The sequence below is a fragment of the Flectobacillus major DSM 103 genome, assembly GCF_000427405.1.
In the GTDB taxonomy this organism is placed as follows: domain Bacteria; phylum Bacteroidota; class Bacteroidia; order Cytophagales; family Spirosomataceae; genus Flectobacillus; species Flectobacillus major.
The window spans coordinates 785,381-808,101 of the sequence record NZ_KE386491.1 but is presented as its reverse complement, the minus strand read 5'-3'; the positions used below and the strand labels follow the sequence as shown (position 1 = coordinate 808,101).

The following is a 22,721-nucleotide window of genomic DNA, read 5'->3' as shown; positions in this document are numbered from 1 at the left end:
AAGTAAATTCATTTGTTAGTAAAATAGTAAGTAATCTCAAACCAATAGAATCTATTCAAATCTATTATGAGTAATATAACAAAATTTGAACATCTCTTTCCTTCGGAAGCAGATATTCCGGCAGAATACAATATCACCGAGCCTATCGAGCAACGTGAGTACTTGGTCAATGGCGAAATGCGTCAATGGGCAGGCAAAACACAAGATGTGTGGTCGCCTATATATATACAAACGCCAAATGGTTTAGAACAAAAACGCATTGGTTCGTACCCTATTACCGACGCACCCGATGCCATGGAGGTTTTGTATGCGGCAGTAAAAGCCTACAACAACGGTCGTGGCGAATGGCCTTCGATGAGCGTACCACAACGTATTGAATGTGTTGAGCGTTTTACGCAAAAAATGATTCAAAAACGTGACGAAGTCGTAAAATTATTGATGTGGGAAATTGGTAAATCTTTGGGCGATTCCCAAAAAGAGTTTGACCGTACTGTTCAGTATATTTACGATACTATCGATGCTTTGAAAGATATTGACCGCAATTCGTCAACATTCTTGATTGAAGAAGGAATTATCGGGCAGGTTCGTCGCTCGCCACTAGGTGTAGTATTGTGTATGGGGCCGTTCAACTACCCATTGAATGAAACTTTTACTACCTTGATTCCTGCCCTTATCATGGGTAATACCTTGTTATTTAAACCACCAAAACATGGTACATTATTGCACTATCCATTGTTGGAGGCATTCAAAGACTCGTTCCCAGCGGGTGTAATCAATACCGTATATGGTCGTGGCAATTCGGTAATTCCTAGTTTGATGGAGTCTGGAAAAATTGATGTTTTAACCCTGATAGGTTCGTCGAAAGTAGCCGATAAGCTGAAAAAAATGCACCCTAAAGTAAACCGTTTAAGAGCAATCTTGGGCTTGGATGCAAAAAATGCAGCTATCGTAACCGAAAGTTCAGACCTTGAACTGGCCGTAAAAGAATGTATGTTAGGTTCATTGTCGTTCAATGGCCAACGTTGTACTGCATTGAAAATCATGTTTGTGCATGAGTCTTTGATTGACAAATTCAATGCCCGTATGGCCGAAGAAATTTCAAAACTCAAGCTCGGCCTAATGTGGGAAAAAGGCGTAAATATTACACCACTTCCTGAACCAAACAAACCTGCGTATTTGAAAGAATTGGTTGAAGATGCTAAATTACATGGGGCAAAAGTAATCAATGAAGGTGGTGGCGAAAGCTTCAAATCGTTTGTGTATCCTGCTCTTCTTTCACCTGTAAATAGCAAAATGAAAGTTTGGCACGAAGAACAATTTGGCCCTGTTGTACCTGTGGCTTCTTTTAGCAATATCGAAGAGCCTATCGATTATATTACGGCTTCATCGCACGGTCAACAAGTTTCGATTTTTGGTACAGACGTTCATCAAATTTCAGAATTGATTGATGCTACTGTCAACCAAGTATCGCGTGTAAATATCAACGCCCAATGTCAGCGTGGCCCAGACACCTTCCCTTTCACAGGTCGGAAAGATTCGGCAGAGGGAACGCTATCGGTAACAGCAGCTTTGCGTTCGTTCTCAATAAGAACCGTTGTAGCTACTAAACAAACGGCTGAAAACAAAACTTTAGTAAATCAAATCGTTGAAAATCAAGAATCTAACTTCTTGTCAACTAGATTTATCCTATAGTACCAATCTGCCAAACGCCTTGTCAAAACTACCTATTTTGGCAAGGCGTTTATTTATTCTTCCCACTTTTTTCTAAATACAGACGGACTGACCCCTCGGTATTTTTTAAAAATCTTATTCAAATGGCTTTCATCGCTAAAACCTAATTCAAAAGCTATTTCGCTAATTCTCATACTGGTATACCTCAATCTTGTAGCCACTAATTGAATTTTATACTGTATAATATAATGCTGGAGGTTTTCGCCAACTTGCTTTTTAAAATATTCGCTAAGGTAATTAGGTGAAAGATGAAAGGTATCGGCCATTTTCTCGACTTTCAGCATGTCTGCGTCATAAATATTCTGATGAACATAATTAAGTAAATGTACCGCTTGCTTGGTATAATAATGCTGCCCCGAAAGTACCTCCATTAAAGTAATATTACGAGCGGCTATTGTAATAATTGTGTTGATGAGTTGTTGTATTACTTCGTTACGCTGTGGTTTATCTTGTCTGTATTCACGGACTAACCCTTCTACCAACGCACGTATCAGGGGTTTATCTTCTACATTTTTCAAAATACAACCTGGCAAATGATTGTGAGTATGAAATATAAATTCTAACTTTTGTAACCATTCTTTGCTTTGAGTTTGTAAATAACTGTCATTGAACCGAATAAAAAACAAACTCGTTCTTTGATGTACCTCAAAACCATGCCGGTCTTGTGGAAAAATCAGGAATAGCTTATCGCTACTATAAGCCAACTGATGGTCGTTAATCAGTTGAACACCTGTACCATTTAGCACAAATACCATCTCAAAAAACGTATTTGTATGTTGTTTTGCCTGATAATTACTTACTTCCAACAGCTCCATCTCAAAAGGAGCATACAAATTTTTGATTTCCATACCTCTTATTTTACTATTTACTCCTGCCTTTTTACAAGTACTCTTTGCTTTTTTATGAACAATTTTGTATTCACAAACTTTACTATTTCAGCAGATGACTTCACTCCCTTTTTTACTTATCAGGCTAGCCATTGGCTTTAGTCTTTTGGGACACGGACTGGTTCGTTTACCCAAACTTACTACATTTAGCAACTGGATGGTCGGTATTTTCGACAAATCAATACTTCCTTCGGCTATAGTATTACCGTTTAGTTATGTACTCCCTATTGCCGAATTTGTATTGGGGCTAATGCTTGTACTAGGTTTATTGACCAAACAGGCACTGGTAGCTTCGGCTATTCTTATGATTATCTTGATTTTAGGAACGTGCCTAATCGAAAATTGGGAAGCACTCCCGTCTCAGTTAATTCATGTAATGATAATAGCTTTATTGCTTCAATTTATCTCAGCCAACCAGTATTCAATTGATAACCTTTTAGTAAAATAACATGAACTCAAGACGAAATTTCATAAAAAAAAGTGGCTTATTAGGGTTATCAGGTATGGCTCTGAGTACGCCCCAAGAGCATCCTCGTCAAACCCAATGGGCAGATGGCTCATCGCTTATTGTATCTATTTCGATGCAATTTGAGGCAGGAGGCCAGCCCGACAATGCCGAAAGCCCTTTTCCTCAAAATATTCAAAAAGGTTATATTGATTTGCCAGCATCTACATGGTACGAATACGGATATAAAGAGGGGATTCCGAGAATGTTAGACCTCTGGGATCAATTTGGTATAAAAGTAACATCGCATATTGTTGGAACGGCTGCTCTCAAAAATCCCAAACTGGCCAAAGAAATTGTAGACAGAGGTCATGAAGCCGCTGCACATGGCCTAAATTGGGCTACACAATATACCATGAGTTATGAAGAAGAAAAAAAGTTTATTAAAGATGGCCAAGAAGCTATTCAGCAAATTACTGGAGTAAAAGCATTGGGTTATAATGCCAACTGGCTCAGAAGAGGCCCTAATACATTAGCTATTTTACAAGAATTAGGCTTTATATATCATATCGACGATGTTAGTAGAGACCAACCTTTTATTATTCAGGTAAACAACCAAGATTTTGCGGTTGTTCCTTATACTATCCGTTGTAACGATATTGTTTTGATTGAAGGCAAAAACTTCTCGGCTGAGCAATTTTTACAACAAGTAAAAATGGAGTTTGACCAGCTTTACCTCGAATCTAAACAACAACGCCGTATGCTATCTATTAGTTTTCATGACCGTATCGGTGGTACACCACAAATGGCCACAGCTATTAGAAATATGCTAACGTATATGCAAAAACACAAAGGGGTAGTTTTTAAACGGAAAGATGAGATTGCCAGAATGACATTGAGCGATAAAAATAGTATTAGAGAAACCTAACCATATCTAACCAAAAGCGTCATCCCTTTCTAACTATCAGGAATGACGCTTTTTTATCTACAATAATTTTTTTTTGACGAGAAGGACACTCAATCCAATTTAGCTTAACAAATAATCACTGAGTTTGTTTTCGAGGTCTCGAACCGACATATTTCTAAAAATTCCTCCGTGATTAACAAAGGATACCTCTCCTTTTTCTTCCGAAACTACAATAATGGCAGCATCAGTTTGTTCGCTCATACCAAAAGCAGCACGATGCCTAAAGCCTAATGTTGGCGAAATTGTACCACTTTCCGAAACTGGTAACATACAACGTGCAGCCGCCAAACGGCCATTTTTAATAATAACAGCACCGTCGTGCAATGGAGAATTTTTATGAAAAATAGTTAACAACAACCTTTTTGAAACCTGTGAGTCTATTTCATCGCCCGATTCAATAAACTTTTTTAAGTCGTCTTCCTTTTCTATTACAATCAATGCTCCAGTATGCGTAGTGGCCATTACTTTGGTAGCTTCTACAATAGCTTGTAAGGTCGAGACATTTTCTTTAGAAATTTTTGGCGTATAAAATCTTTTGAGCAAGGCATTTTCCTGAATTGAAGTAGACCGCCCCAGCATCATCAAAAAACGACGTATTTCTTGTTGGAAAATAATCAGTAAAGCCAGTACACCCACATTCATAAACTGCCCCAAAATAGCAGAAAGCAACTCCATACCCAAGGCAGTTGCTACCAAATACACTACGTATATCATGATATAGCCAAAGAATATTTTATTAGCGATACTCCCCTGAATAAGTCTATATATTTGGTAAAGTAAAAACGCAACAAATACTATATCAAATAAATCTATAAAATCAATATCTAAGAAACCTATGTGCATTTGTTTAAAGAATGTTTATTGGTAAAATAATATGGTAAGGTAAGTAAAATTCACAGTCTTGATTATAACTCAATACCCAAAACAATATTGGCATTGATACATAGCTTAGCGTAAATGTCTTGTTGCGAGGGTTCACAAACACCCGCATAATCGCCTTTTCGCCCTTGCATATCGGTTATTACTTGAAAATGCAAATGTGGTGGCCAGTTGCCATTAATAGGAAAATCGCCAAAAGTAGCAATTTGTTGTCCTTGTTCAATAGCCTGTCCTTCTTCCAAGCCTTCCAGCGACTCCAAGCTTAGGTGTCCGTATAGCGTATAAAAGGTACAGTCTTGCAATCGGTGAGCTACAATAATGGTAGGCCCGTAGTCTCCAAAAGTATCGTTATTGGCAAAGCTATGTACATTGCCAGCCAGCGGGGCAAATACGGGTGTTCCAGCTTTTGCCCAAATATCTACACCCAAATGAATAGAACGTGGCTCGAATGATTGTTGAAAATGTTGGCTTCGACGATAGATAAAGCGATTTTCGAGATACCCTCCTACCGCACAAACTGCACCAGCTTCATTAATTTTCTGAAATACATAATCAGAAAATACTTGGGTATTGGTTAAATCTATTGTATGTAAATCAGTATTGGCTTCGGTTAAATCAAGATGAAGTAATGTATCTGTTTGAAAGTTAAAAGGAACAACACTGGCAAATTTTTGTTTTTTTAATATTTCTTCTATTATCATAATATGCAAAAAGACTCAAAATGTTGATTAAATTAAATAGGTCAATTAAGTGTTTATACAAAACTATTTTGAATTTATCTTTTGATAATATTCAAAACCATCATACAACAACCTGAATACTCAATCGTTATCAATACTACGCCCAAACCTGTGTACCTTCTGTACAATTTTTACACATTTCAATCTGTGAGCGAGACTTGATAAGGGTTTTCCGAAAATCGTTGTATGCTTGGTCATTCCAAAGCTTGGTAAACGACTGAGTTTTCATATCACCCAAACGAAAATGAGCATCTTTGTCAAAACAACACGGCACTACCAAACCATCCCAAGTAATCACACACGAATGCCACATTTTCCAACAGTGATTTACCAACTTGTTTTTGATAGTATAACTTCCATCATTTTGACGAGCATAACGAGCGTATTTATCGATGGTAGGTATCAACTCCGAGCCATTTGCATAATCGTAAATCTGAGCCGTTTTGAGCCCAACTTCATCCACACCCAACTCTTTGGCCAATAGCTTTACCTCCTCAATTTGATGCTGATTAGGCTTTACAACTAAAAACTGAAAAATAATGTGTGGAGTACTCGACTTCAAGGCTTTTTTCCACTTTACGATATGCTTTGTTCCTTCTATTACTTTATTGAGTTTTCCTCCTACCCGATACTGTTGGTACACCTCTTGGCTTGTACCATCAATTGAGATAATCAACCTATCTAAACCCGACTCAACTGTTTTTTTAGCTTGTTCGTCCGACAAATAATGGGCATTGGTAGAAGTAGCCGTATAGATTCCTTTTTGGGAAGCATAACCAACTAATTCAAGAAATTGTGGATGCAAGTAGGGTTCGCCTTGAAAATAAAAAATAAGATACAACAGGGTATCTGATAGTTCATCGATGGTCTGCTTGAATAGTCCTGAGGACAACATACCCGTTGGACGAGTAAACGACCGAAGCCCACTAGGGCATTCGGGGCAACGTAAATTACAGGACGTAGTGGGTTCAAAAGAAATACTAATTGGCAATCCCCAAGTATTGGGCTTACCAGTAAGTTTAGACGAATAAAAGCTACTCACAACCTTCACCGCATTCCATACACGCTTCGCTGTAAGTTTTGATAAAAAGTTAATTCCGTCGCTAATATTCTTATTCATTTCTGTCACTGGCCTATTACATTGCAAATTACTCAATATTTGTCAAAACACCCGTTCATTCTTCCGAAATCATCACAGGTTAGCATATCTTTTTCCCTCAAAACAGGTATTTTAGTTTATTAGTCACCCAATCAACGTACGAGGCATTGACTTATTTTCGAGATAGGTTCAAAATATCGTACAAGAACGTAATAACAGTGAATACCAAACCTAATAACATGAGCAACTCAAGAAGAGATTTTATCAAAAAACTAAGCGGTACTTCGGCCATGGTTGTTGGCGGGGTTAGTCTTTCGGAAGCCTACGGAAAAACCTTTATTCTGCAATCAGAAGCTCGTATTTCCTCCAACGACACCATCAGAATTGCTCTGATTGGCTCAGGCATTATTGGCCACTACGATACCGATACAGCCCTAAAAGTACCGGGTGTCGAGCTCGTTGCAGTATGCGATTTATACACAGGTCGCCTAGAACGAGCCAAAGAAAAATGGGGAAAAAATATTTTTACAACCAAAGATTATCGGGAAATCTTGATTCGTAAAGATATAGACGCTGTACTGATTTGTACTACCGACCATTGGCACGATAAAATTTCTATAGATGCTATGAAGGCAGGAAAACACGTATATTGCGAAAAACCTATGGTGCATCATATCGACGAAGGGCAGGCCGTTATTGATACCCAAAAGAAAACGGGCAAAGTTTTTCAGGTAGGAAGCCAACGTGCTAGTGCGGTTTCGGTGTTGGAAGCCAAAAAATATTATGAACAAGGTATTATTGGCGAGCTTACTTATATCGAAGCCGTCAATGACCGAACTAGTGCCAATGGAGCTTGGCAATATACCATACCAACAGATGCCTCGCCCCAAACAGTAGATTGGGACAAATACATTGGCGATGCCCCCAAAACACCCTTCGATGCCCTTAAATTTTTCAGATGGCGTAATTACAAAGATTTTGGGACAGGGGTTGCTGGCGACTTGTTTGTCCATATTCTTACGGGCGTACATGTTGTAACAAGTTCTATTGGCCCTAGCAAAATTTTTGCCCTTGGCGACCTCAATTACTGGAAAGATGGTCGAGATGCCTACGACTTAGTAACAGGTATGATGTATTATCCAGAAAGAAAAACGCATCCTTCATTCCAGCTTTTTACCAGAGTAAATTTGGCCGATGGCGGAAGCGGTGGCTCGTACACTCGTTTGGTAGGTACTGAAGGGGTTATAGAAATGCGTTGGAACGACCTCACTATCAAACATTTCAAACGTCCAAAAGCTCCAGAGTTTGGTGGATATGACTCTGTTATGACTTTTTCGGAAGCTCAACAAATAGAAGCCAAAAAACAATATGAGGCAACCTATACAAAAGAGGATAAAGAATGGAAAAGGTATGACGATATTGTTTTCAAATCGCCACAAGGCTACGACGATCGCCTTGACCATTTCATTGGTTTTTTTGAGGCTGTTAGGGCTGGCAAGACTGTTGTAGAGGATGCCTCGTTTGGCTTACGAGCAGCGGCTCCGTCAATTGCCTGCAATATGAGTGTAGAGCAAAAGAAACCGATTGTTTGGGATGCCGAAAAAATGAAGATAATCGGGTAAAATTAGGGACATAAAAATCAAGATATTTTACTAATAAAATGCTTTACAAAAACCAATTGAGGCTCAGGTTATTAACCACTCAATAGTTTTACCAATAAAAATAGCCTTGTAAAGAGATTTTATTTTGCAAAAAATTTGATTTTTAAGATTAACTATTGCAACTTGCTATAGTTATAAATGTCTTCAAAACATACCGCCAGATGTGATGTCGATATGATATAATTAGTGCGAATTATACCCTTACTTAATCCAACGCTAATTGCCTCATATTGTTAAAACCTGATTATCAGGCTTTAATGTCGTCCCATTTCATTCCAAAGGTATTCCTTTTGACTAATTTTCTGACAACAATTTTCCCTTGACTTACGACGTTTATCAAGTCGAAGGCACTGCTAATAGATATTACTATAGCTATACGCTACGTTATATAAATACTAACTAAGTAATCTTTTATAGATTATTTTTTTATGGGTTCGGGTTACAGAAAAAGTCGTGGGCATTGCCCACGACTTTTCTCATTTTAGATACCTTTAAAATTGGGTCGTTTTTTCTGTAAAAAAGCCGAAACGCCTTCCATAAAATCTTGGGTTTGGGCAGCTTCATCTTGATACACCGCTTCTAATTCTAGCATCTGTTCCAACGACGAATTACCCGAATGATTCAACACCTTCTTGATTAGTCCAATTGCTTTGGTTGGGGCTTTGGCATATTGTAAGGCCAGCTGTTGTACTGCACCATCGAGTGCATCGTTGGTAACTACCTGATTTACCAGACCCAATGCCAAACATTCTTCTGCTGCTACAATACGCCCTGTCGAGCATAATTCAAAAGCCTTTTGTGAACCTACCAAACGAGGTAAAAAATACGACGAACCTGCATCCATAATTAACCCAATATTTACGAATATTTGTGACATCGACGCATTTTCGGCCGCTATAATACTGTCACAAGCCAAAGCCAACGAACAGCCCGCCCCTGCTGCAATACCATTTAATCGACAAATTACGGGCTTTGGAGCATTGCGGATAGCCAAAATCATAGGATTATAGTTTTTGCGAAGCGACTCGCCCAAACTGGCGGCATTACCTACGCCTGCCTTCAAATCGGCTCCCGAACAAAAAGCTTTTTCGCCCGCTCCCGTAATCACAATTACCCGAACCTCTAGCGATTCAGCGGCGGTTTCTACCGCTTGGGTTATTTCTTGAATTAGGGCTGGACTCAAAGCGTTGTAAACTTCTGGCCTATTCAAAACAATCGTACAAATACCTTCCTGTACTTCATATTTCAACAATTGATACATATTCTTTTCGTTAAAAAGGTTTTACATGCAATAGATAGTTGAAGTTCTGAAAAAGGAATTTATTATGCAAGCATACCTTTAAGTAAGTACACAAAATAAACAACCGAAATCCTCGACTGCGAAGCATACAATCATATCAGATTAATCCTTTTGATTTGTATTATTTACTATTCTCCAAATCAATTTCAGGTTTATCATAAGTTGAACAGCTTATAATTCAGAAAACTTCATGTATCTACAAAAAGAAGATAGTAACCATAATACTAATGAAAAGACCAAGCAATACGCCTGCCAATACTTGTGAAGGGGTGTGTGCATTGAGGTGCAATCGAGCCGATATTAAAAAACCTGCTATAATAATGAGCAATAACAAAGGAAATAATAACTGGCTATCTTTAAGGCGAATAGCAATTCCTAACAACGCTCCGACAGCTCCGCTAATGCCTACGGCATGAGCCGATATTTTCCAGTATAAACTGATGAATGCTACCGTAGCAAGCGAAAAGGTAATACTACTCATTATCAGTGCAACCTCGGGAAACTGCGTAATATTTTTGGTATAAAAAGCTGTGACAAAAGTATAAATTATCACCGTAATCAAATACGGCAAACGCCTATCTTTGAGTGTTTGCATCTGAAGACTCTGTATAAAGCCCAATCTATAAACAAAGTAAATACTAATAACAGGGACAACAAAGGTTTGAAGAAAAATCAATAACAATAAACCCACCTTAATACTCATCAGTCCTACTCTGGCTGCACCATTGAATAACTCCAAATTATGGATAGCGTCGGGAGCTACATAAAAAATAATGCTATACAATATAGTGGGCATAATTAGTGGGTGCAACAATGCCGAGAGAATCTGTGCGAGGCGTGTATTCAAAGTAATAAAATAAAAAAGTGAATGATAAATAGTTCTTTTGCCTAATCAGCGATATTGTTTAGAATACCTTGACATTATAGCAAATTTAAAACTATTCATCATTCACACTTACTATTTGGCCAATTAAAGTTGTTTCCTTAATCTAGCCACAGGAATATTCAATTGTTCACGGTACTTGGCTACGGTACGTCTGGCAATATTATAACCTTTTTCGTTCAAGTATTTTTCAAGTTTATCGTCGGAAAGTGGGCTCTTTTTAGGTTCGTTTTCTATTAATTCTTTCAAAATATTTTTGACTTCTCTACTCGAAGCATCTTCGCCCGACTCAGTAGAAATTCCCTCAGAGAAGAAGTATTTTAACAAATATAAACCATACTCAGTTTGAACCGATTTGCTGCTAGCCACCCTCGACACTGTCGAAATATCCATTTCGATTTCGTTGGCAATATCTTTCAAAATCATCGGTTTGAGTTTTGACTCATCGCCTGTCAGGAAAAACTCCCTTTGATAATCTACGATTGCCTGCATTGTTTTTAGCAAAGTTTGTTGACGCTGCTTGATTGCATCTATAAACCACTTAGCCGAATCCAGTTTTTGTTTAATAAAAGTTACGGTTTCCTTAATAACTTTATTGTTTTTGTCGCTCTTATCATAAGTTTCCAACATTTCATGAAAAGAGTTGCTAACTCGTAGCTCAGGAGCATTTTTTGAATTTAACATTAGCTCCAATTTACCATTATTATTCACCAAAATAAAGTCGGGCATTAGGTATTGAACAATCGCCCCGTCTTCATCCGAAGCCCCAGGTTTTGGGTTAAGTTTGGTAATAATAGCAATGGTTTGCTTCATTGTTTCGTCATCAATATTGAGACGACGTTGAATTTTTTCATAATGTTTTTTTGAAAATTCATCAAAATACTCATCTACAATTCTAATGGCATTTTGTACTCTGGGGTCCGACACGTCTTTTCTATCCAACTGCAACAAAAGGCATTCTTTCAAATCTCTTGCAGCAATACCCGCAGGGTCAAAAGTCTGTACCGACTTTAGTACCTCCTCAACCTCCTCCACTGTAGTGTATATACCTTGTGTAAAAGCCAAATCATTGACAATAGCCTGCATTGGTCGCCTAATATACCCATCCGACTCAATTGAGCCAATAAGTTGATTACCAATAGCTTCTTTGGTTTCGCCCAAACGCAGAAAACTCAACTGAGTAGTCAAATGGTCGGTTAGGCTATCAACCATCATTATAGGCATTTCCTTATCGTCCTCATCACCTCCAGAGCCATCGCCTTGCATTTTATAACCACTATAATCATCGTGGAGGTAATTGTCAATATCTATATCGTGGTCGTTATAATCTGCAAATTCATCATCTGAATATTCATCATAATCGTCGTCAAATTCATCTTTTTGTTCTTGAATATCATTATCCAGATCCATACCTTCTTCAAGGGCAGGATTGATTTCTAACTCTTCTTCAATTCGAGCGGCAAGTTCAAACGTAGGTATCTGTAATAGTTTTATAAACTGTATCTGTTGCGGCGAAAGCCGTTGCTGAAGTGCTTGATTTAGGGATAGCTTTTGCATATTTTTCTTTTGTAGTAAGGATTAGTAGTATTATTAACAAAGTGTGGTACAAGATTTGCGTTGAACGCCTCTTTAGTCCCATTAGCAATAACCTTGCCAAAAGTTATGCCTAAAAATAATAGTTTAATTACAAAATTACAAACAAGAATAATCATTTTACATAAATAACTGTTTAACAACAATTTAACAAAAACAAGTATTTCTTTATTAATACTTGTCTATCAGGAAAAAGTCACATCTATTCGGTTATTGTAAGAATTGTAAGTAATTTTGAAGAGTAACGCTAGAAATTACAACTACGTAGCATTCAATATACTTACGATGAAAAATTGTAGGTTGGATTTATATAAAATATATTTTGTGAAATAAGCAATGCAAATCAAACAAATCTTAGCAGAAGCAGCCATTGGCTCGACAATTACGGTAAAAGGTTGGGTAAGAACCAAACGTGAATCTAAAAACGTAACGTTTATTAATATCAATGATGGTTCTGTCATTCATAATATTCAAGCTGTAGCAGAAGCAGGCGTGTTGAGTGAAGATACTTTAAAGCTTATCACAACGGGGTCATGCGTCGCTATTACAGGTACACTTATCGAATCGCAAGGTTCAGGACAAAAGGTTGAAATTCAGCTATCTTCGGCTTTGGTATATGGTACTGCCGACCCTGAAAAATACCCTCTTCAACCTAAAAAACACTCTTTAGAATTTTTAAGAGAAATCGGTCATTTGCGTCCTCGTACCAATACTTTCTCTGCGATTTTCCGTGTACGTCATAGTTTGGCTTTTGCCATTCATAAGTACTTCAACGATAACGGTTTCTTCTATTTGCACACACCTATTATTACAGGTTCGGATGCCGAAGGAGCAGGCGAAATGTTTAGAGTATCAACCCTCGACCCCAAAAATCCACCATTGAATGAAGATGGTTCTATCAACTACAAAGAGGATTTCTTTGGCCGTGAAACCAACTTAACGGTATCAGGACAATTGGAAGGCGAATTAGGTGCTTTGGCCTTGTCAAAAGTATATACTTTTGGCCCTACTTTCCGTGCTGAAAACTCTAACACCACCCGCCACTTGGCCGAATTCTGGATGATTGAGCCAGAAGTAGCGTTCTTTGAATTGGAAGATAATATGGCATTAGCTGAAGATTTTACCAAATATATTATCAAATATGCTTTGGAAAACTGCTACGATGACCTTGTTTTCTTGGAAAATAGATTGAAAGAGGAAGAGAAAAACAAAAAACAAGACGAACGCTCTGAGCTTTCTCTTATCGAAAAATTAAAGTTTGTGATTGATAACGACTATGTCAAATTGACATATACCGAGGCTATTCAGATTCTATTAAGTTCAAAGCGTCATAAAGAAGGAAAATTCCAATATCCTGTAGAATGGGGGATCGATTTGCAGTCGGAACATGAGCGTTATTTGGTGGAAAAACACTTCAAAAAACCTGTGATTTTGACCAACTATCCAAAAGACATCAAGGCGTTTTATATGAAGTTAGATGATGATGGTAAGACAGTTCGTGCTATGGACGTGTTGTTCCCTGGTATTGGTGAAATCATTGGTGGTTCACAACGTGAGGATGATTACGAAAAATTATTACAACGTACCAAAGATGTAGGTATCCACGAAGATACTATTTGGTGGTATCTAGAAACTCGTCAATTTGGGTCGGCACCACATGCTGGCTTTGGTATCGGTTTCGAGCGTTTGGTGATGTTTGTAACAGGTATGACCAATATCCGTGACGTAATTCCTTTCCCTCGTACACCAAAAAGTGCTGAATTCTAAAATTATTCATTAGGCTCTGGGGTTTGTTTGATATTTGATTGAGCTGAATGAATCCCCTAGATACAAAACAGGTAGTGTATTTTGTTGGATAATACCAACAATACACTACCTGTTTTGTATTGTGACAAGCCATTCTTTTTTCTGTTCTTTTTTACAAAACTTTTATTAAATTGCCTCTATTGTACACGATTGTACTTATACTATTTCTATCATTATTCAACCATGAAAAAAATCTTTCTTTCTCTTTTTATTGGCATCCTGTTTTTGCCAATGGCCCAAGCTCAACAATCGGCTGAAGAACAAGCTGTCAAAGCCGTTATCGACCAGCTATTTACGGGTATGAAACAACACGACTCTACGATGGTGCGTACAGCATTTCACCCAAGTGCCCGTATGCAGTCGGTAGGATTCAATAGGAAGACCCAGAAAATAGCGTTGGAAACCGAAGATAGTATTGATGGATTTGTTAAACAAATAGGCTCAATTCCAGCCAATAGGGCTATCGAAGAGCGTGTACTTAGCTATGAGATTCGTATTGATGGCAATCTTGCTACTGCGTGGACTCCCTACGAATTCTATGCCGACGGTAAGTTTAGTCATTGTGGTGTAGATGCTTTTCAATTTTACAAAACTGACAATGGTTGGAAAATCATTGCTATAGCCGATACTCGTAGAAAAGATTGTGGAAAATAATATTGCATAATGGAGATAAGTGATTTTATCAAGGTGATAGACATGCAAATAATTATATCATCAATCCACAATATTTAACTTGGACAAACAACATTGGACTCAAGAAGGCAGATATTCTATTGATTTACCATCTACTTTAGCGAATTAGAGCATTTTGATGGAGGCTTAAAAACAGAAAAAGGATGGCTCTGGGATAATTTATTTATGGTTGATAGGAAAATCAATCGCAAAAAAGTGAAGGTAAATGATATGCTAAAACCAAACCGAGAAGGATATGCCCTATACCGTTTAGTCGCATACGACCATAAAAAATATATTTTTTGTGCCAATACCCAAATGATTTGCGTCAAGAACAAATTGATATGATAGATAATCTAGGGATAAATTATGTAAAAGACTGGCGAAGAGAAGCAATATCAATAAGAATAAAGGCAATAGAGTTTGGTTAACCCTATTAATGAATTTCCTACTGCATACGAAACGACTAAACGTAATTTCGTAGTTGAATAACCTTTCATTACAAAATATCATGATCCAATTTCCCAAATTTTTTAAAAGTCTCGGCTATGCCTTTCAGGGCATAGGAATGTTGCTAAAAGAAAATAACTTTCGGATACACTTACTCATATTTGGCTTTGGAATCTTGTTTGGTTGTTTTTTTGAAATAGATACCACCGAATGGCTTTTTGTGATATTAGGCAATGGATTGGCTATTGCCTCTGAAGGATTTAACTCTGCCATTGAGGCTATTGTAGATTTGGCTTCGCCAGAGTTTCATCCTTTGGCCAAAAAAGCAAAAGATATTGCTGCTGGCTCGGTTTGGATAACCGCTATGGCTTCTATGATTTGTCATATTATTATCTTCCTTCCCAAAATTATTGATTGGATACTAGGTTTATGACAAACAAAAAACGGAGTAGGAAAAATCTTACTCCGTTTTATTAACTCCTAAAATTTTGTTAAAATATCAATACGTTGTCTTTTTTATTGCTGTTAGCTGATTGTTAGTTGATATCCTCAAAACCAACAGATTCAAGCACTTAATATAATACCCAAGTGTCTTTTGAGCCACCACCTTGCGACGAGTTGACTACCAACGAACCTTTTCTCAATGCAACACGGGTTAATCCACCCGGAATTACCTGTACGCCATTGCCATAAAGAATATAAGGACGTAAATCTACGTGACGACCTTCTGCGTGGTCATCTATCAAACATGGCACTCTCGACAACGAAATCGTTGGCTGAGCAATATAATTACGAGGGTTTTCTTTAATACGTTTTTTGAAAATCTCCTGTTCTTCTTTGGTTGATTTTGGGCCAATCAACATCCCATATCCACCAGCTTCATTGGCTTCTTTTACCACCAATTTTTCAATATTTTCTAGCACATATTTACAATCATCGTCTTCGCCACAGATATAAGTCTGTACGTTTGGAATAATAGGGTCTTCGCCTAGATAATATTTAATAATACGAGGTACATACGCATAAATTACTTTATCGTCGGCAACACCCGTACCAGGGGCATTGGCCAATGCCACACGACCCGCTTTGTACACATCCATCAAGCCCGGAATACCAATCAAAGAATGCGGATTGAATGTTTGGGGGTCTAAGAATGTATCATCGATACGACGATAAATTACATCAACTACCTGAAAGCCTTTGGTAGTACGCATTTTTACATAACCATCATGAACCACCAAATCGCGGGTATCTACAAGCTCTACGCCCATTTGTTGAGCCAAATATGAATGCTCGAAATAAGCCGAATTATAAATCCCTGGGGTAAGCACACAAACCGTAGGGTTAGGACGGTCGGTAATATACTGCAACATTTGCAGCAAACGAGTTGGATAATCTGAAATAGGCTGAATACGTGTTTTGCCCACCACTTCAGGGAATGTACGTTTTAGTAGCTCACGGTTTTCGAGCATATAACTCACCCCTGATGGACAACGAAGGTTATCTTCTAACACCATAAATTCCCCATCATCACCACGAATCAAGTCTGTACCTGTAATATGAATCCAAATACCTTTGGGTGGTTTCAGACCAATACAAGGTTTGAGAAAGTTTTTCGATGATTCAATCAGCTCTCGTGGAACAATTCCATCTTTCAGAATTTTTTGGTCGTTATAAATATCATCCAAAAATAGATTCAAAGCCGTAATACGTTGTACCAATCCCCTTTCGGTTTTGTTCCAATCATCGGCCGACACCACTCTCGGAATAATATCAACAGGCATAATTCGCTCTGTACCTTCGTTCTCAGAATATACATTGAAAGTAATACCCATAGCCATCAAAGCTCGCTCTGCGGCCTGATGTCGACGAACAAATTCATCTACCCCTAATTGTTCGACACGCTCTTTGAAAGCTTCGTAACCCATACGAACATTGCCTTCTGGGTCAAACATTTCATCATAAAATCCTTCGGTATCGTAATTGTTGAAGCTAAAGTTCATAGGCAATCTTTTAGTGTTTTGTTCAGAACGTAAAACCTAATTTAATAAAATTTTATTTTGTTTCAAAATTGAATCACCAAACAATATTTTGGATTTGAGCAAATTATATAACTTTTTAAATGGTCTATTATAAATAAAAAAGATTCCCAAAAAAAATAAGTAATTATACTCATTTATTTTTCAGGCTACCGTCTCCTATTTTTCGGTATTGTCATATACAAACCTACATGAAAATAAACAATAAATGTTCAACCTACAGGCCTATTGCCTATCTTTATTGCTCAATTTTCATTAAAATTTACGATTTGTCCATTATGGAAACCCCTACTATATTTACTACCTATATACAAACCCCTTTAGGTGCTTTAGAAATATCGGCTACTTCCGATTTTCTAACATCCATTTTATTTGTAGATACTCAAAAAAGACCTAGCCCACAAAATCAGGCTACCCAAGAGCTTTCGCCAGTTATGATAGCTTGTATTGATCAACTCAATGAGTATTTTGATGGAACAAGAAAAGTTTTTGATTTGGTATTTGTTCATGAAGGAACAGACTTCCAAAAAAAAGTATGGGCCGAACTACTGAATATTCCTTATGGCAAAACGATTTCATATTTAGACCTTTCCAAACGTATTGGTAACGAAAAGGCGATTAGGGCTGTAGGCACTACCAATGGCAATAATCAGTTTACTATTGTAGTTCCTTGTCATCGTGTGATTGGCTCAAATGGTAGCTTGGTGGGCTATGGAGGTGATTTGTGGCGAAAAAAATGGTTGCTCGACCACGAAGCCAAAATCTTGGGAAATTACCAAATGAGTTTGTTTTAAAACAAAACACTCATTATCAATACTTTATACAAAAACCATACTTTATTTTTATTAACAGGCAAGTTATCTTACCTGTTAATAAAAATAAGTTGATTCGTTTAAAAAGCATCTAATACAGCTTTTACCATTCCATCCAACGACTTGTTATCTAGCCAACGCACTACCATTACCAAATCGTGGTCGGGGTCGACGTACACCATATTTGTACCATTGCCCAAATGATAAAAAACGTTACTTGAGGCACTAGGCAATAGTTTTTGATTGGTATTCAAAAACCAATTCATATATCCATAAGTTGGCTCGGCGGTAGTTGGCGTCAGAGCCTGACTTACCCATTTTTCAGAAAGTATTTGTTGGTCTTTCCAACGTCCTTTATGGAGCGACAACAAGCCAAATCGAGCCATGTCATAGGCATTAATAAACATACCTCCACCCCAGTGCCCACCACCACTTACCGATTGTACAGCTTGCCCATCCAATACAATCCAAGAGTTACGATACCCAGTCCATCGCCAAGTATTCGATGCTCCGATAGGGTCCATCACCCATTTTTTTAGTACCTGAGGCAATGGCTGTCGCCAAACGCTTGTAGCAGCCAAGGCCAAAGCATTAACCCGAACATCGTTGTATTCGTAGACACTTCCAGGAGTATTGCGTGAACGAGTTGTCCATTCGGCAGGGTTGGCACTTGGGCGATCGGCCCATTCGGGTTTTCCCCAAAGTGTACCTTCCCAGTCGCTTGTTTGACGCAAAAGATGCTCCCACGTAATTGTACGGTTGTGGGGTGTATCAAATGGTCGTATCAATTCAGGCTTGCCGTAGTCTTCGGCTGGGCGTGCTACCGCACTTCCATATAGTTCAATAGGTGGTACATAATGGTACACCGTATCATTAACATTTTTTATTAGGCCATTGTCAACTGCCAACCCAACCACCGTAGATAAAAAGCTTTTGGTAACACTATGTGTCATATCGCAACGAAGCGGCTCGCCCCACGATGCAACCACATAGCCTTTATAAATAATTAAGCCTGTCGGTTCACCACGCTCGGCAAAAGGCCCTATACCAATACCATAAGGCTCTTTGCCAAAAGTTTGGTAATGATTTACCTCCATATTGCGAGGATTCTTGATTTCGTGCGACTGAGCAAAAGCAATAGCATCCCGAATTTTGTCGGGCTTCAAACCTAAGGTTTCTGGAGCTTTGATTTCCCAATGATGTGCCTCTGGAAAATAGGCAACAGATTTGGCTAAAGTTGTTTTTTTCTGAGCCCATATTGCAAAACCCAACAATACAAAGCCTAATAGTAATAATTGTTTTTTCATAGAAAGTCGATGAATAGTAAACCCAAATATATCATACTTATGCCAAAATACGGTCTTTATAATATATCATTACGCAAAAAAAGCAGATAAGCCAACCATTAGTTCTTTGATTTTGAGCATAATAATAATACGGCTTTATGATACCCTCAAAACTTGCTACAAACAGAGTATGGTTTTCTTACAAAGTCTTGATAGCTTTGTAAACCAAAATCAATAGAAAAACAACAGCATACAATATGGCAACTTGGTATTTAGCTAAAATTCGTTTTCAACGCGAAGACGAAGCTGGCTCATTAAAAACCATCAACGAATCTTATTTGATTGATGCAGTATCATACACCGACGCAGAGGCAAGAGTTTTTGAAATTGTGGCAAGTAATACGCCCGAATTTCAGATAACGAACTTAACCAAAATGAAGTTAAGTGAAGTGTTTTTTGAAGAAAATGGTGCTGAAACATGGTTCAAGGCAAAAGTACAGTACATTTCTTTTGACGAAAAATCGCAAAAAGAAAAGAAAACAGCTCATATTATGCTGATTAATGCCAACGACCCAGGCGAAGTTTACGCATTGCTAAAAAAGAATTTGGGCAGCCTCAACGACTACCAAATTACTGATATTAATATTACAACTATCTTGGAGGTTTGTCCTTACGAGCCTGAAAATGAGTTACTCAAAACAGGGAATTTCCGCCCTGTAGCAGAGGTTTTGGCTGAACAAGAAGCCGCTCAACAATAATACAATAGTAGCAATAGCAAAGTATGTCGAGATGAATACCTTCTTTTCAAGAAAATATTCATCTCGACATTTTCGTTGTAGGGCTATCTATATCAAAATAATACTTATGAAAAACTTCGCCATTATCCTATTCTTTGTACTTTTCAAAGCCTTTACATACGGACAAGCCAATGAAAAGAAATATCCATTTCCTAAATGCAACCAAATTGTTGTAACAACTTCTCTTTCCGATGAAGAACTTTACCAGAAAATAGGGAAAACTCTTATTGAAAAAGGATTCTTTATCGACAATGTCAACAAAGATTTTCAAACTATTACTACCACCAGTTATATTACCCCCAAAGCATCTTTCTCTTATTTCCTGAATATCCGCATAGAAAATCAGCAAGTATTTATTAGTGGCCTTTATGCCTATAACCGAAGCATAGGCAATGCTCATTTTAGAATTGATTATAGCCTAGGGTCAAGCAAAGATTATCGGAGTATTTTTACCAAAATGATAGACTTTGCCACTGCTTTAGAAGGAAATACTACCGTTTATCGACAAGTTGTGTTAGACTAAGGATATACCGCTACAATCTCTATTTCCACAAATTTCTCGGCTGTAACGAGGCCTGCTATTCCCAAGGTTGAGCGACAAGGCTTGATAGGGTTTTCTTTTGTGCCAAAGTATTGTCCATAGGCATCAAACCACCCCTGATAGTCGGTTTTACCCATAAATTTATCAGGAGCCAAATACACTCGCATAAAAAGTACATCTTTAAAACTCAAGCCTTGTTTTTTGAGGGTACTCAACAGGTTTTTCAAAATACTTTCGGCTTGTACTTTGGTATTGCCATACCTTTGGTAAGTACCTTCTTTGGCGGTACTGTCGGCTACACCACAGGTAATACCGCTACTCCAAAAGTACTTTTTCCCAGCAGGTACAACCGCTCCCGACGAAATAGGCGAACTGGCAGTACCATAAAAAGTAAGGCCATTAGGAGCATTTGTTTCGAGCTGTTGAGAATAAACCAGCTGGCTACAAAATGCTACAAGAAACATTCCTAAAAAAGTAATTTTCTTCATGTTTTTCTGATTGTTGATTAAATAAAATAAACTGCTAGAATCAGCCAAATAAGCAAAAACACCCATTGGCTATTTAAGTAAATTCTGCAAAATTTTAATCTATCAATATTTTATATAAACAATATTTATTTATACAAAATATTAAAACACAATTATAGCTATTTTACAGTATTTTATTTCAAATATCGCTAAATTCATTTTATCAAACTAAAGATAACCGATACAATGAATAGACGTAATTTTCTTGAAGCCACCAGTTTGGGTGGTTTGGCTACCATTGCGGGTTTAAATGCCTGTACTTCATCTCTTCCAAGTTATTCCGACAAGCACTTCCATATTAATTCGGGGGTAAACCAACTTCCCAAACTCAAGCTTTCCATGGATCGGATTGTGAAAGAAACCGTAGGATTACGGCCCTTCCGAGCCTCGGGGCCACGTTTGGATACAGAAATGCTTGGCAACAAAACCATTATTCATAATTATGGTCATGGCGGTAGTGGCTGGTCGCTATCGTGGGGTACAGCCAGTATTACTCGTGAAAAAGCTCTTGCTACAGGCGAGAAAAAAATTGCGGTATTGGGTTGTGGTGCTATTGGCATTGCTACGGCTCGATTGCTCCAAGAAAAAGGCTGCGAGGTTACTATTTATACCAAAGATTTACCTCCCAATATTACATCGAGCTTGGCTACAGGTACGTGGTCGCCTGCCTCACGGGTATGTGACCCCAGCAAAGTTGGCTCCGACTTTAAGGCACTTTGGGAAAAAGCTACCTTATTTTCATTTAAACAATTTCAATTTTTATTAGGCCTCAATGATATTGTTGCATGGGTAGATGAATATAATGTCTACAACGAACTACCACAAGCTCCAGCCAATTTTATGGCAGGAGGTGAAGCATACGAGCTACCGCTATTGCCCGAAAAAGTGACATTAACAGCCAAAGAGCATCCTTTCAAAGCTAAAGTTGTAACACGACGAGCCAATATGATGTTCAATATACCTTCTTATATTCGTCATCAAACCCAAGATTTTGTCATGTATGGCGGTAAAATCAAAGTTCTTGAAATCAAAAAACTTGAAGATATAGATGCCCTCCCCGAAAAAGTGGTCATGAATTGTATGGGTTTAGGTACTAAAGCTATTTTTAAAGACGACGAACTAATGCCTGTTTCGGGGCAACTTTCGTGCTTGATACCTCAGCCCGAAGTAACCTACAAGCTTAATACCAAAGGAGCAAACTTGATTGCCCGCAAAGATGGTATTTACTTAGGGGGCAACGGAATATTAGGAAACTGGGATACCACTCCTAGCCGTGAACAAACCGAAAAAGTTGTGCATATATTGCAAGATTTAATGAATTCGATGAAAGGTTAATACAAATTCCTGCAAGGAATTTAGTAACTTGCCAACTTAAAATTTATAAAACTGCCTAATTTATCTTATCTTAAACACCGCCTCATTGATAAAATGTTAAGATAAGGTCCAGTCACAATTTTATTGGGTGGCTGGACCTTACTAGGTGCATTGCCAAAATTATTATCGCTCCAATATTGTGTAAAGCTGATGCAAATTGCTGAAATTTGCCTGCTGAATCTTGCCCTATATCCATAAAACATGACTTTTTATGGCTCATATTGTCGATTCA

21 protein-coding genes are annotated in these 22,721 nt (G+C 37.9%); 11 read left to right on the top strand and 10 right to left on the bottom strand.

The window, feature by feature from the left end; all coding sequences use genetic code 11:
* Positions 1-66 precede the first annotated feature (66 nt).
* Positions 67-1,692, top strand: a complete 1,626-nt coding sequence (locus FLEMA_RS0105235) for an NADP-dependent glyceraldehyde-3-phosphate dehydrogenase (protein WP_026994553.1) — start codon at positions 67-69, stop codon at positions 1,690-1,692.
* 53 nt (positions 1,693-1,745) lie between these two features.
* Here the strand turns inward: FLEMA_RS0105235 and FLEMA_RS0105230 are convergent, their stop codons facing one another.
* Entirely contained in the window at positions 1,746-2,579 is an 834-nt protein-coding gene (locus FLEMA_RS0105230) for a helix-turn-helix domain-containing protein (protein ID WP_026994552.1), read from the bottom strand.
* Between the two features lie 94 nt (positions 2,580-2,673).
* Between FLEMA_RS0105230 and FLEMA_RS0105225 the strand changes: the two genes are divergently transcribed.
* Positions 2,674-3,066, top strand: a complete 393-nt coding sequence (locus tag FLEMA_RS0105225) for a MauE/DoxX family redox-associated membrane protein (protein WP_026994551.1) — start codon at positions 2,674-2,676, stop codon at positions 3,064-3,066.
* Between the two features lies 1 nt (position 3,067).
* Positions 3,068-3,991 (top strand): polysaccharide deacetylase family protein, encoded by a 924-nt coding sequence (locus FLEMA_RS0105220; RefSeq protein WP_026994550.1) that lies wholly within the window; start codon positions 3,068-3,070, stop codon positions 3,989-3,991.
* A gap of 99 nt (positions 3,992-4,090) precedes the next feature.
* Here FLEMA_RS0105220 and cdaA read toward each other — a convergent pair whose 3' ends face one another.
* The 3 genes from cdaA to FLEMA_RS0105205 form a co-directional block, all read right to left on the bottom strand.
* A complete protein-coding gene (cdaA, locus tag FLEMA_RS0105215; RefSeq protein WP_026994549.1) occupies positions 4,091-4,873 on the bottom strand; it encodes a diadenylate cyclase CdaA in 783 nt (260 codons plus the stop codon).
* 62 nt (positions 4,874-4,935) lie between these two features.
* A complete protein-coding gene (locus FLEMA_RS0105210) occupies positions 4,936-5,610 on the bottom strand; it encodes a peptidoglycan DD-metalloendopeptidase family protein (protein WP_044170844.1) in 675 nt (224 codons plus the stop codon).
* Positions 5,611-5,746: 136 nt separating this feature from the next.
* Positions 5,747-6,769, bottom strand: coding sequence for an SPASM domain-containing protein (locus tag FLEMA_RS0105205; RefSeq protein ID WP_026994547.1), 1,023 nt, complete (start codon positions 6,767-6,769; stop codon positions 5,747-5,749).
* Between the two features lie 218 nt (positions 6,770-6,987).
* Between FLEMA_RS0105205 and FLEMA_RS0105200 the strand changes: the two genes are divergently transcribed.
* Complete coding sequence (locus FLEMA_RS0105200; protein WP_026994546.1) at positions 6,988-8,370, top strand: Gfo/Idh/MocA family protein; 1,383 nt, start codon at positions 6,988-6,990, stop codon at positions 8,368-8,370.
* Positions 8,371-8,890: 520 nt separating this feature from the next.
* Here FLEMA_RS0105200 and FLEMA_RS0105195 read toward each other — a convergent pair.
* The 3 genes from FLEMA_RS0105195 to rpoN all read right to left on the bottom strand — a co-directional run bounded on the left by FLEMA_RS0105195 (position 8,891) and on the right by rpoN (position 12,149).
* Entirely contained in the window at positions 8,891-9,670 is a 780-nt protein-coding gene (locus tag FLEMA_RS0105195) for an enoyl-CoA hydratase/isomerase family protein (RefSeq protein WP_026994545.1), read from the bottom strand.
* Between the two features lie 235 nt (positions 9,671-9,905).
* Positions 9,906-10,505, bottom strand: a complete 600-nt coding sequence (locus FLEMA_RS67575; RefSeq protein WP_044170841.1) for a hypothetical protein — start codon at positions 10,503-10,505, stop codon at positions 9,906-9,908.
* 174 nt (positions 10,506-10,679) lie between these two features.
* Positions 10,680-12,149 (bottom strand): RNA polymerase factor sigma-54, encoded by a 1,470-nt coding sequence (gene rpoN, locus FLEMA_RS0105185; RefSeq protein ID WP_026994544.1) that lies wholly within the window; start codon positions 12,147-12,149, stop codon positions 10,680-10,682.
* Positions 12,150-12,521: 372 nt separating this feature from the next.
* Between rpoN and asnS the strand changes: the two genes are divergently transcribed.
* The 3 genes from asnS (at position 12,522) to FLEMA_RS0105165 (ending at position 15,546) form a co-directional block, all read left to right on the top strand.
* Positions 12,522-13,952 (top strand): asparagine--tRNA ligase, encoded by a 1,431-nt coding sequence (gene asnS / locus FLEMA_RS0105180; RefSeq protein WP_026994543.1) that lies wholly within the window; start codon positions 12,522-12,524, stop codon positions 13,950-13,952.
* 222 nt (positions 13,953-14,174) lie between these two features.
* Positions 14,175-14,645 (top strand): nuclear transport factor 2 family protein, encoded by a 471-nt coding sequence (locus tag FLEMA_RS0105175; RefSeq protein ID WP_026994542.1) that lies wholly within the window; start codon positions 14,175-14,177, stop codon positions 14,643-14,645.
* A 529-nt stretch (positions 14,646-15,174) separates the two neighbouring features.
* On the top strand, positions 15,175-15,546 hold the full coding sequence (locus FLEMA_RS0105165; protein WP_044170838.1) for a diacylglycerol kinase family protein: 372 nt from the start codon (positions 15,175-15,177) through the stop codon (positions 15,544-15,546).
* 139 nt (positions 15,547-15,685) lie between these two features.
* On the opposite strand, the gene FLEMA_RS0105160 is transcribed toward FLEMA_RS0105165, so the two are convergent.
* A complete protein-coding gene (locus FLEMA_RS0105160) occupies positions 15,686-17,116 on the bottom strand; it encodes a circularly permuted type 2 ATP-grasp protein (RefSeq protein WP_026994540.1) in 1,431 nt (476 codons plus the stop codon).
* 314 nt (positions 17,117-17,430) lie between these two features.
* Between FLEMA_RS0105160 and FLEMA_RS0105155 the strand changes: the two genes are divergently transcribed.
* Positions 17,431-17,946 carry a methylated-DNA--[protein]-cysteine S-methyltransferase gene (locus FLEMA_RS0105155; RefSeq protein ID WP_044170835.1) on the top strand — a complete coding sequence of 172 codons (516 nt, stop codon included), beginning with the start codon at positions 17,431-17,433 and terminating at the stop codon, positions 17,944-17,946.
* Between the two features lie 98 nt (positions 17,947-18,044).
* Here the strand turns inward: FLEMA_RS0105155 and FLEMA_RS0105150 are convergent, their stop codons facing one another.
* Positions 18,045-19,271, bottom strand: coding sequence for a serine hydrolase domain-containing protein (locus FLEMA_RS0105150; RefSeq protein ID WP_026994538.1), 1,227 nt, complete (start codon positions 19,269-19,271; stop codon positions 18,045-18,047).
* Positions 19,272-19,507: 236 nt separating this feature from the next.
* Between FLEMA_RS0105150 and FLEMA_RS0105145 the strand changes: the two genes are divergently transcribed.
* Both FLEMA_RS0105145 and FLEMA_RS0105140 read left to right on the top strand, forming a co-directional pair.
* Positions 19,508-20,008, top strand: coding sequence for a DUF4494 domain-containing protein (locus FLEMA_RS0105145; RefSeq protein WP_026994537.1), 501 nt, complete (start codon positions 19,508-19,510; stop codon positions 20,006-20,008).
* A gap of 106 nt (positions 20,009-20,114) precedes the next feature.
* Positions 20,115-20,570, top strand: a complete 456-nt coding sequence (locus tag FLEMA_RS0105140) for a hypothetical protein (protein WP_026994536.1) — start codon at positions 20,115-20,117, stop codon at positions 20,568-20,570.
* Here FLEMA_RS0105140 and FLEMA_RS0105135 read toward each other — a convergent pair.
* Positions 20,567-21,076, bottom strand: a complete 510-nt coding sequence (locus tag FLEMA_RS0105135) for a RidA family protein (protein ID WP_026994535.1) — start codon at positions 21,074-21,076, stop codon at positions 20,567-20,569. The genes FLEMA_RS0105140 and FLEMA_RS0105135 overlap by 4 nt on opposite strands.
* A gap of 225 nt (positions 21,077-21,301) precedes the next feature.
* On the opposite strand from FLEMA_RS0105135, the gene FLEMA_RS0105130 reads away from it, so the two are divergent.
* The gene (locus tag FLEMA_RS0105130; RefSeq protein ID WP_026994534.1) at positions 21,302-22,450 is read left to right on the top strand and encodes an FAD-dependent oxidoreductase; all 1,149 of its coding nucleotides are present in this window, start codon (positions 21,302-21,304) and stop codon (positions 22,448-22,450) included.
* Positions 22,451-22,721: the final 271 nt, after the last annotated feature.

Excerpts from the sequence above, each read along its gene's own strand:
- FLEMA_RS0105235 (WP_026994553.1), top strand. The coding sequence starts at position 67 with ATGAGTAATATAACAAAATTTGAACATCTCTTTCCTTCGGAAGCAGAT.
- FLEMA_RS0105230 (WP_026994552.1), bottom strand. The coding sequence starts at position 2,579 with ATGGAAATCAAAAATTTGTATGCTCCTTTTGAGATGGAGCTGTTGGAA.
- FLEMA_RS0105225 (WP_026994551.1), top strand. The coding sequence starts at position 2,674 with ATGACTTCACTCCCTTTTTTACTTATCAGGCTAGCCATTGGCTTTAGT.
- FLEMA_RS0105220 (WP_026994550.1), top strand. The coding sequence starts at position 3,068 with ATGAACTCAAGACGAAATTTCATAAAAAAAAGTGGCTTATTAGGGTTA.
- cdaA (WP_026994549.1), bottom strand. The coding sequence starts at position 4,873 with ATGCACATAGGTTTCTTAGATATTGATTTTATAGATTTATTTGATATA.
- FLEMA_RS0105210 (WP_044170844.1), bottom strand. The coding sequence starts at position 5,610 with ATGATAATAGAAGAAATATTAAAAAAACAAAAATTTGCCAGTGTTGTT.
- FLEMA_RS0105205 (WP_026994547.1), bottom strand. The coding sequence starts at position 6,769 with ATGAATAAGAATATTAGCGACGGAATTAACTTTTTATCAAAACTTACA.
- FLEMA_RS0105200 (WP_026994546.1), top strand. The coding sequence starts at position 6,988 with ATGAGCAACTCAAGAAGAGATTTTATCAAAAAACTAAGCGGTACTTCG.
- FLEMA_RS0105195 (WP_026994545.1), bottom strand. The coding sequence starts at position 9,670 with ATGTATCAATTGTTGAAATATGAAGTACAGGAAGGTATTTGTACGATT.
- FLEMA_RS67575 (WP_044170841.1), bottom strand. The coding sequence starts at position 10,505 with ATGCCCACTATATTGTATAGCATTATTTTTTATGTAGCTCCCGACGCT.
- rpoN (WP_026994544.1), bottom strand. The coding sequence starts at position 12,149 with ATGCAAAAGCTATCCCTAAATCAAGCACTTCAGCAACGGCTTTCGCCG.
- asnS (WP_026994543.1), top strand. The coding sequence starts at position 12,522 with ATGCAAATCAAACAAATCTTAGCAGAAGCAGCCATTGGCTCGACAATT.
- FLEMA_RS0105175 (WP_026994542.1), top strand. The coding sequence starts at position 14,175 with ATGAAAAAAATCTTTCTTTCTCTTTTTATTGGCATCCTGTTTTTGCCA.
- FLEMA_RS0105165 (WP_044170838.1), top strand. The coding sequence starts at position 15,175 with ATGATCCAATTTCCCAAATTTTTTAAAAGTCTCGGCTATGCCTTTCAG.
- FLEMA_RS0105160 (WP_026994540.1), bottom strand. The coding sequence starts at position 17,116 with ATGAACTTTAGCTTCAACAATTACGATACCGAAGGATTTTATGATGAA.
- FLEMA_RS0105155 (WP_044170835.1), top strand. The coding sequence starts at position 17,431 with ATGGAAACCCCTACTATATTTACTACCTATATACAAACCCCTTTAGGT.
- FLEMA_RS0105150 (WP_026994538.1), bottom strand. The coding sequence starts at position 19,271 with ATGAAAAAACAATTATTACTATTAGGCTTTGTATTGTTGGGTTTTGCA.
- FLEMA_RS0105145 (WP_026994537.1), top strand. The coding sequence starts at position 19,508 with ATGGCAACTTGGTATTTAGCTAAAATTCGTTTTCAACGCGAAGACGAA.
- FLEMA_RS0105140 (WP_026994536.1), top strand. The coding sequence starts at position 20,115 with ATGAAAAACTTCGCCATTATCCTATTCTTTGTACTTTTCAAAGCCTTT.
- FLEMA_RS0105135 (WP_026994535.1), bottom strand. The coding sequence starts at position 21,076 with ATGAAGAAAATTACTTTTTTAGGAATGTTTCTTGTAGCATTTTGTAGC.
- FLEMA_RS0105130 (WP_026994534.1), top strand. The coding sequence starts at position 21,302 with ATGAATAGACGTAATTTTCTTGAAGCCACCAGTTTGGGTGGTTTGGCT.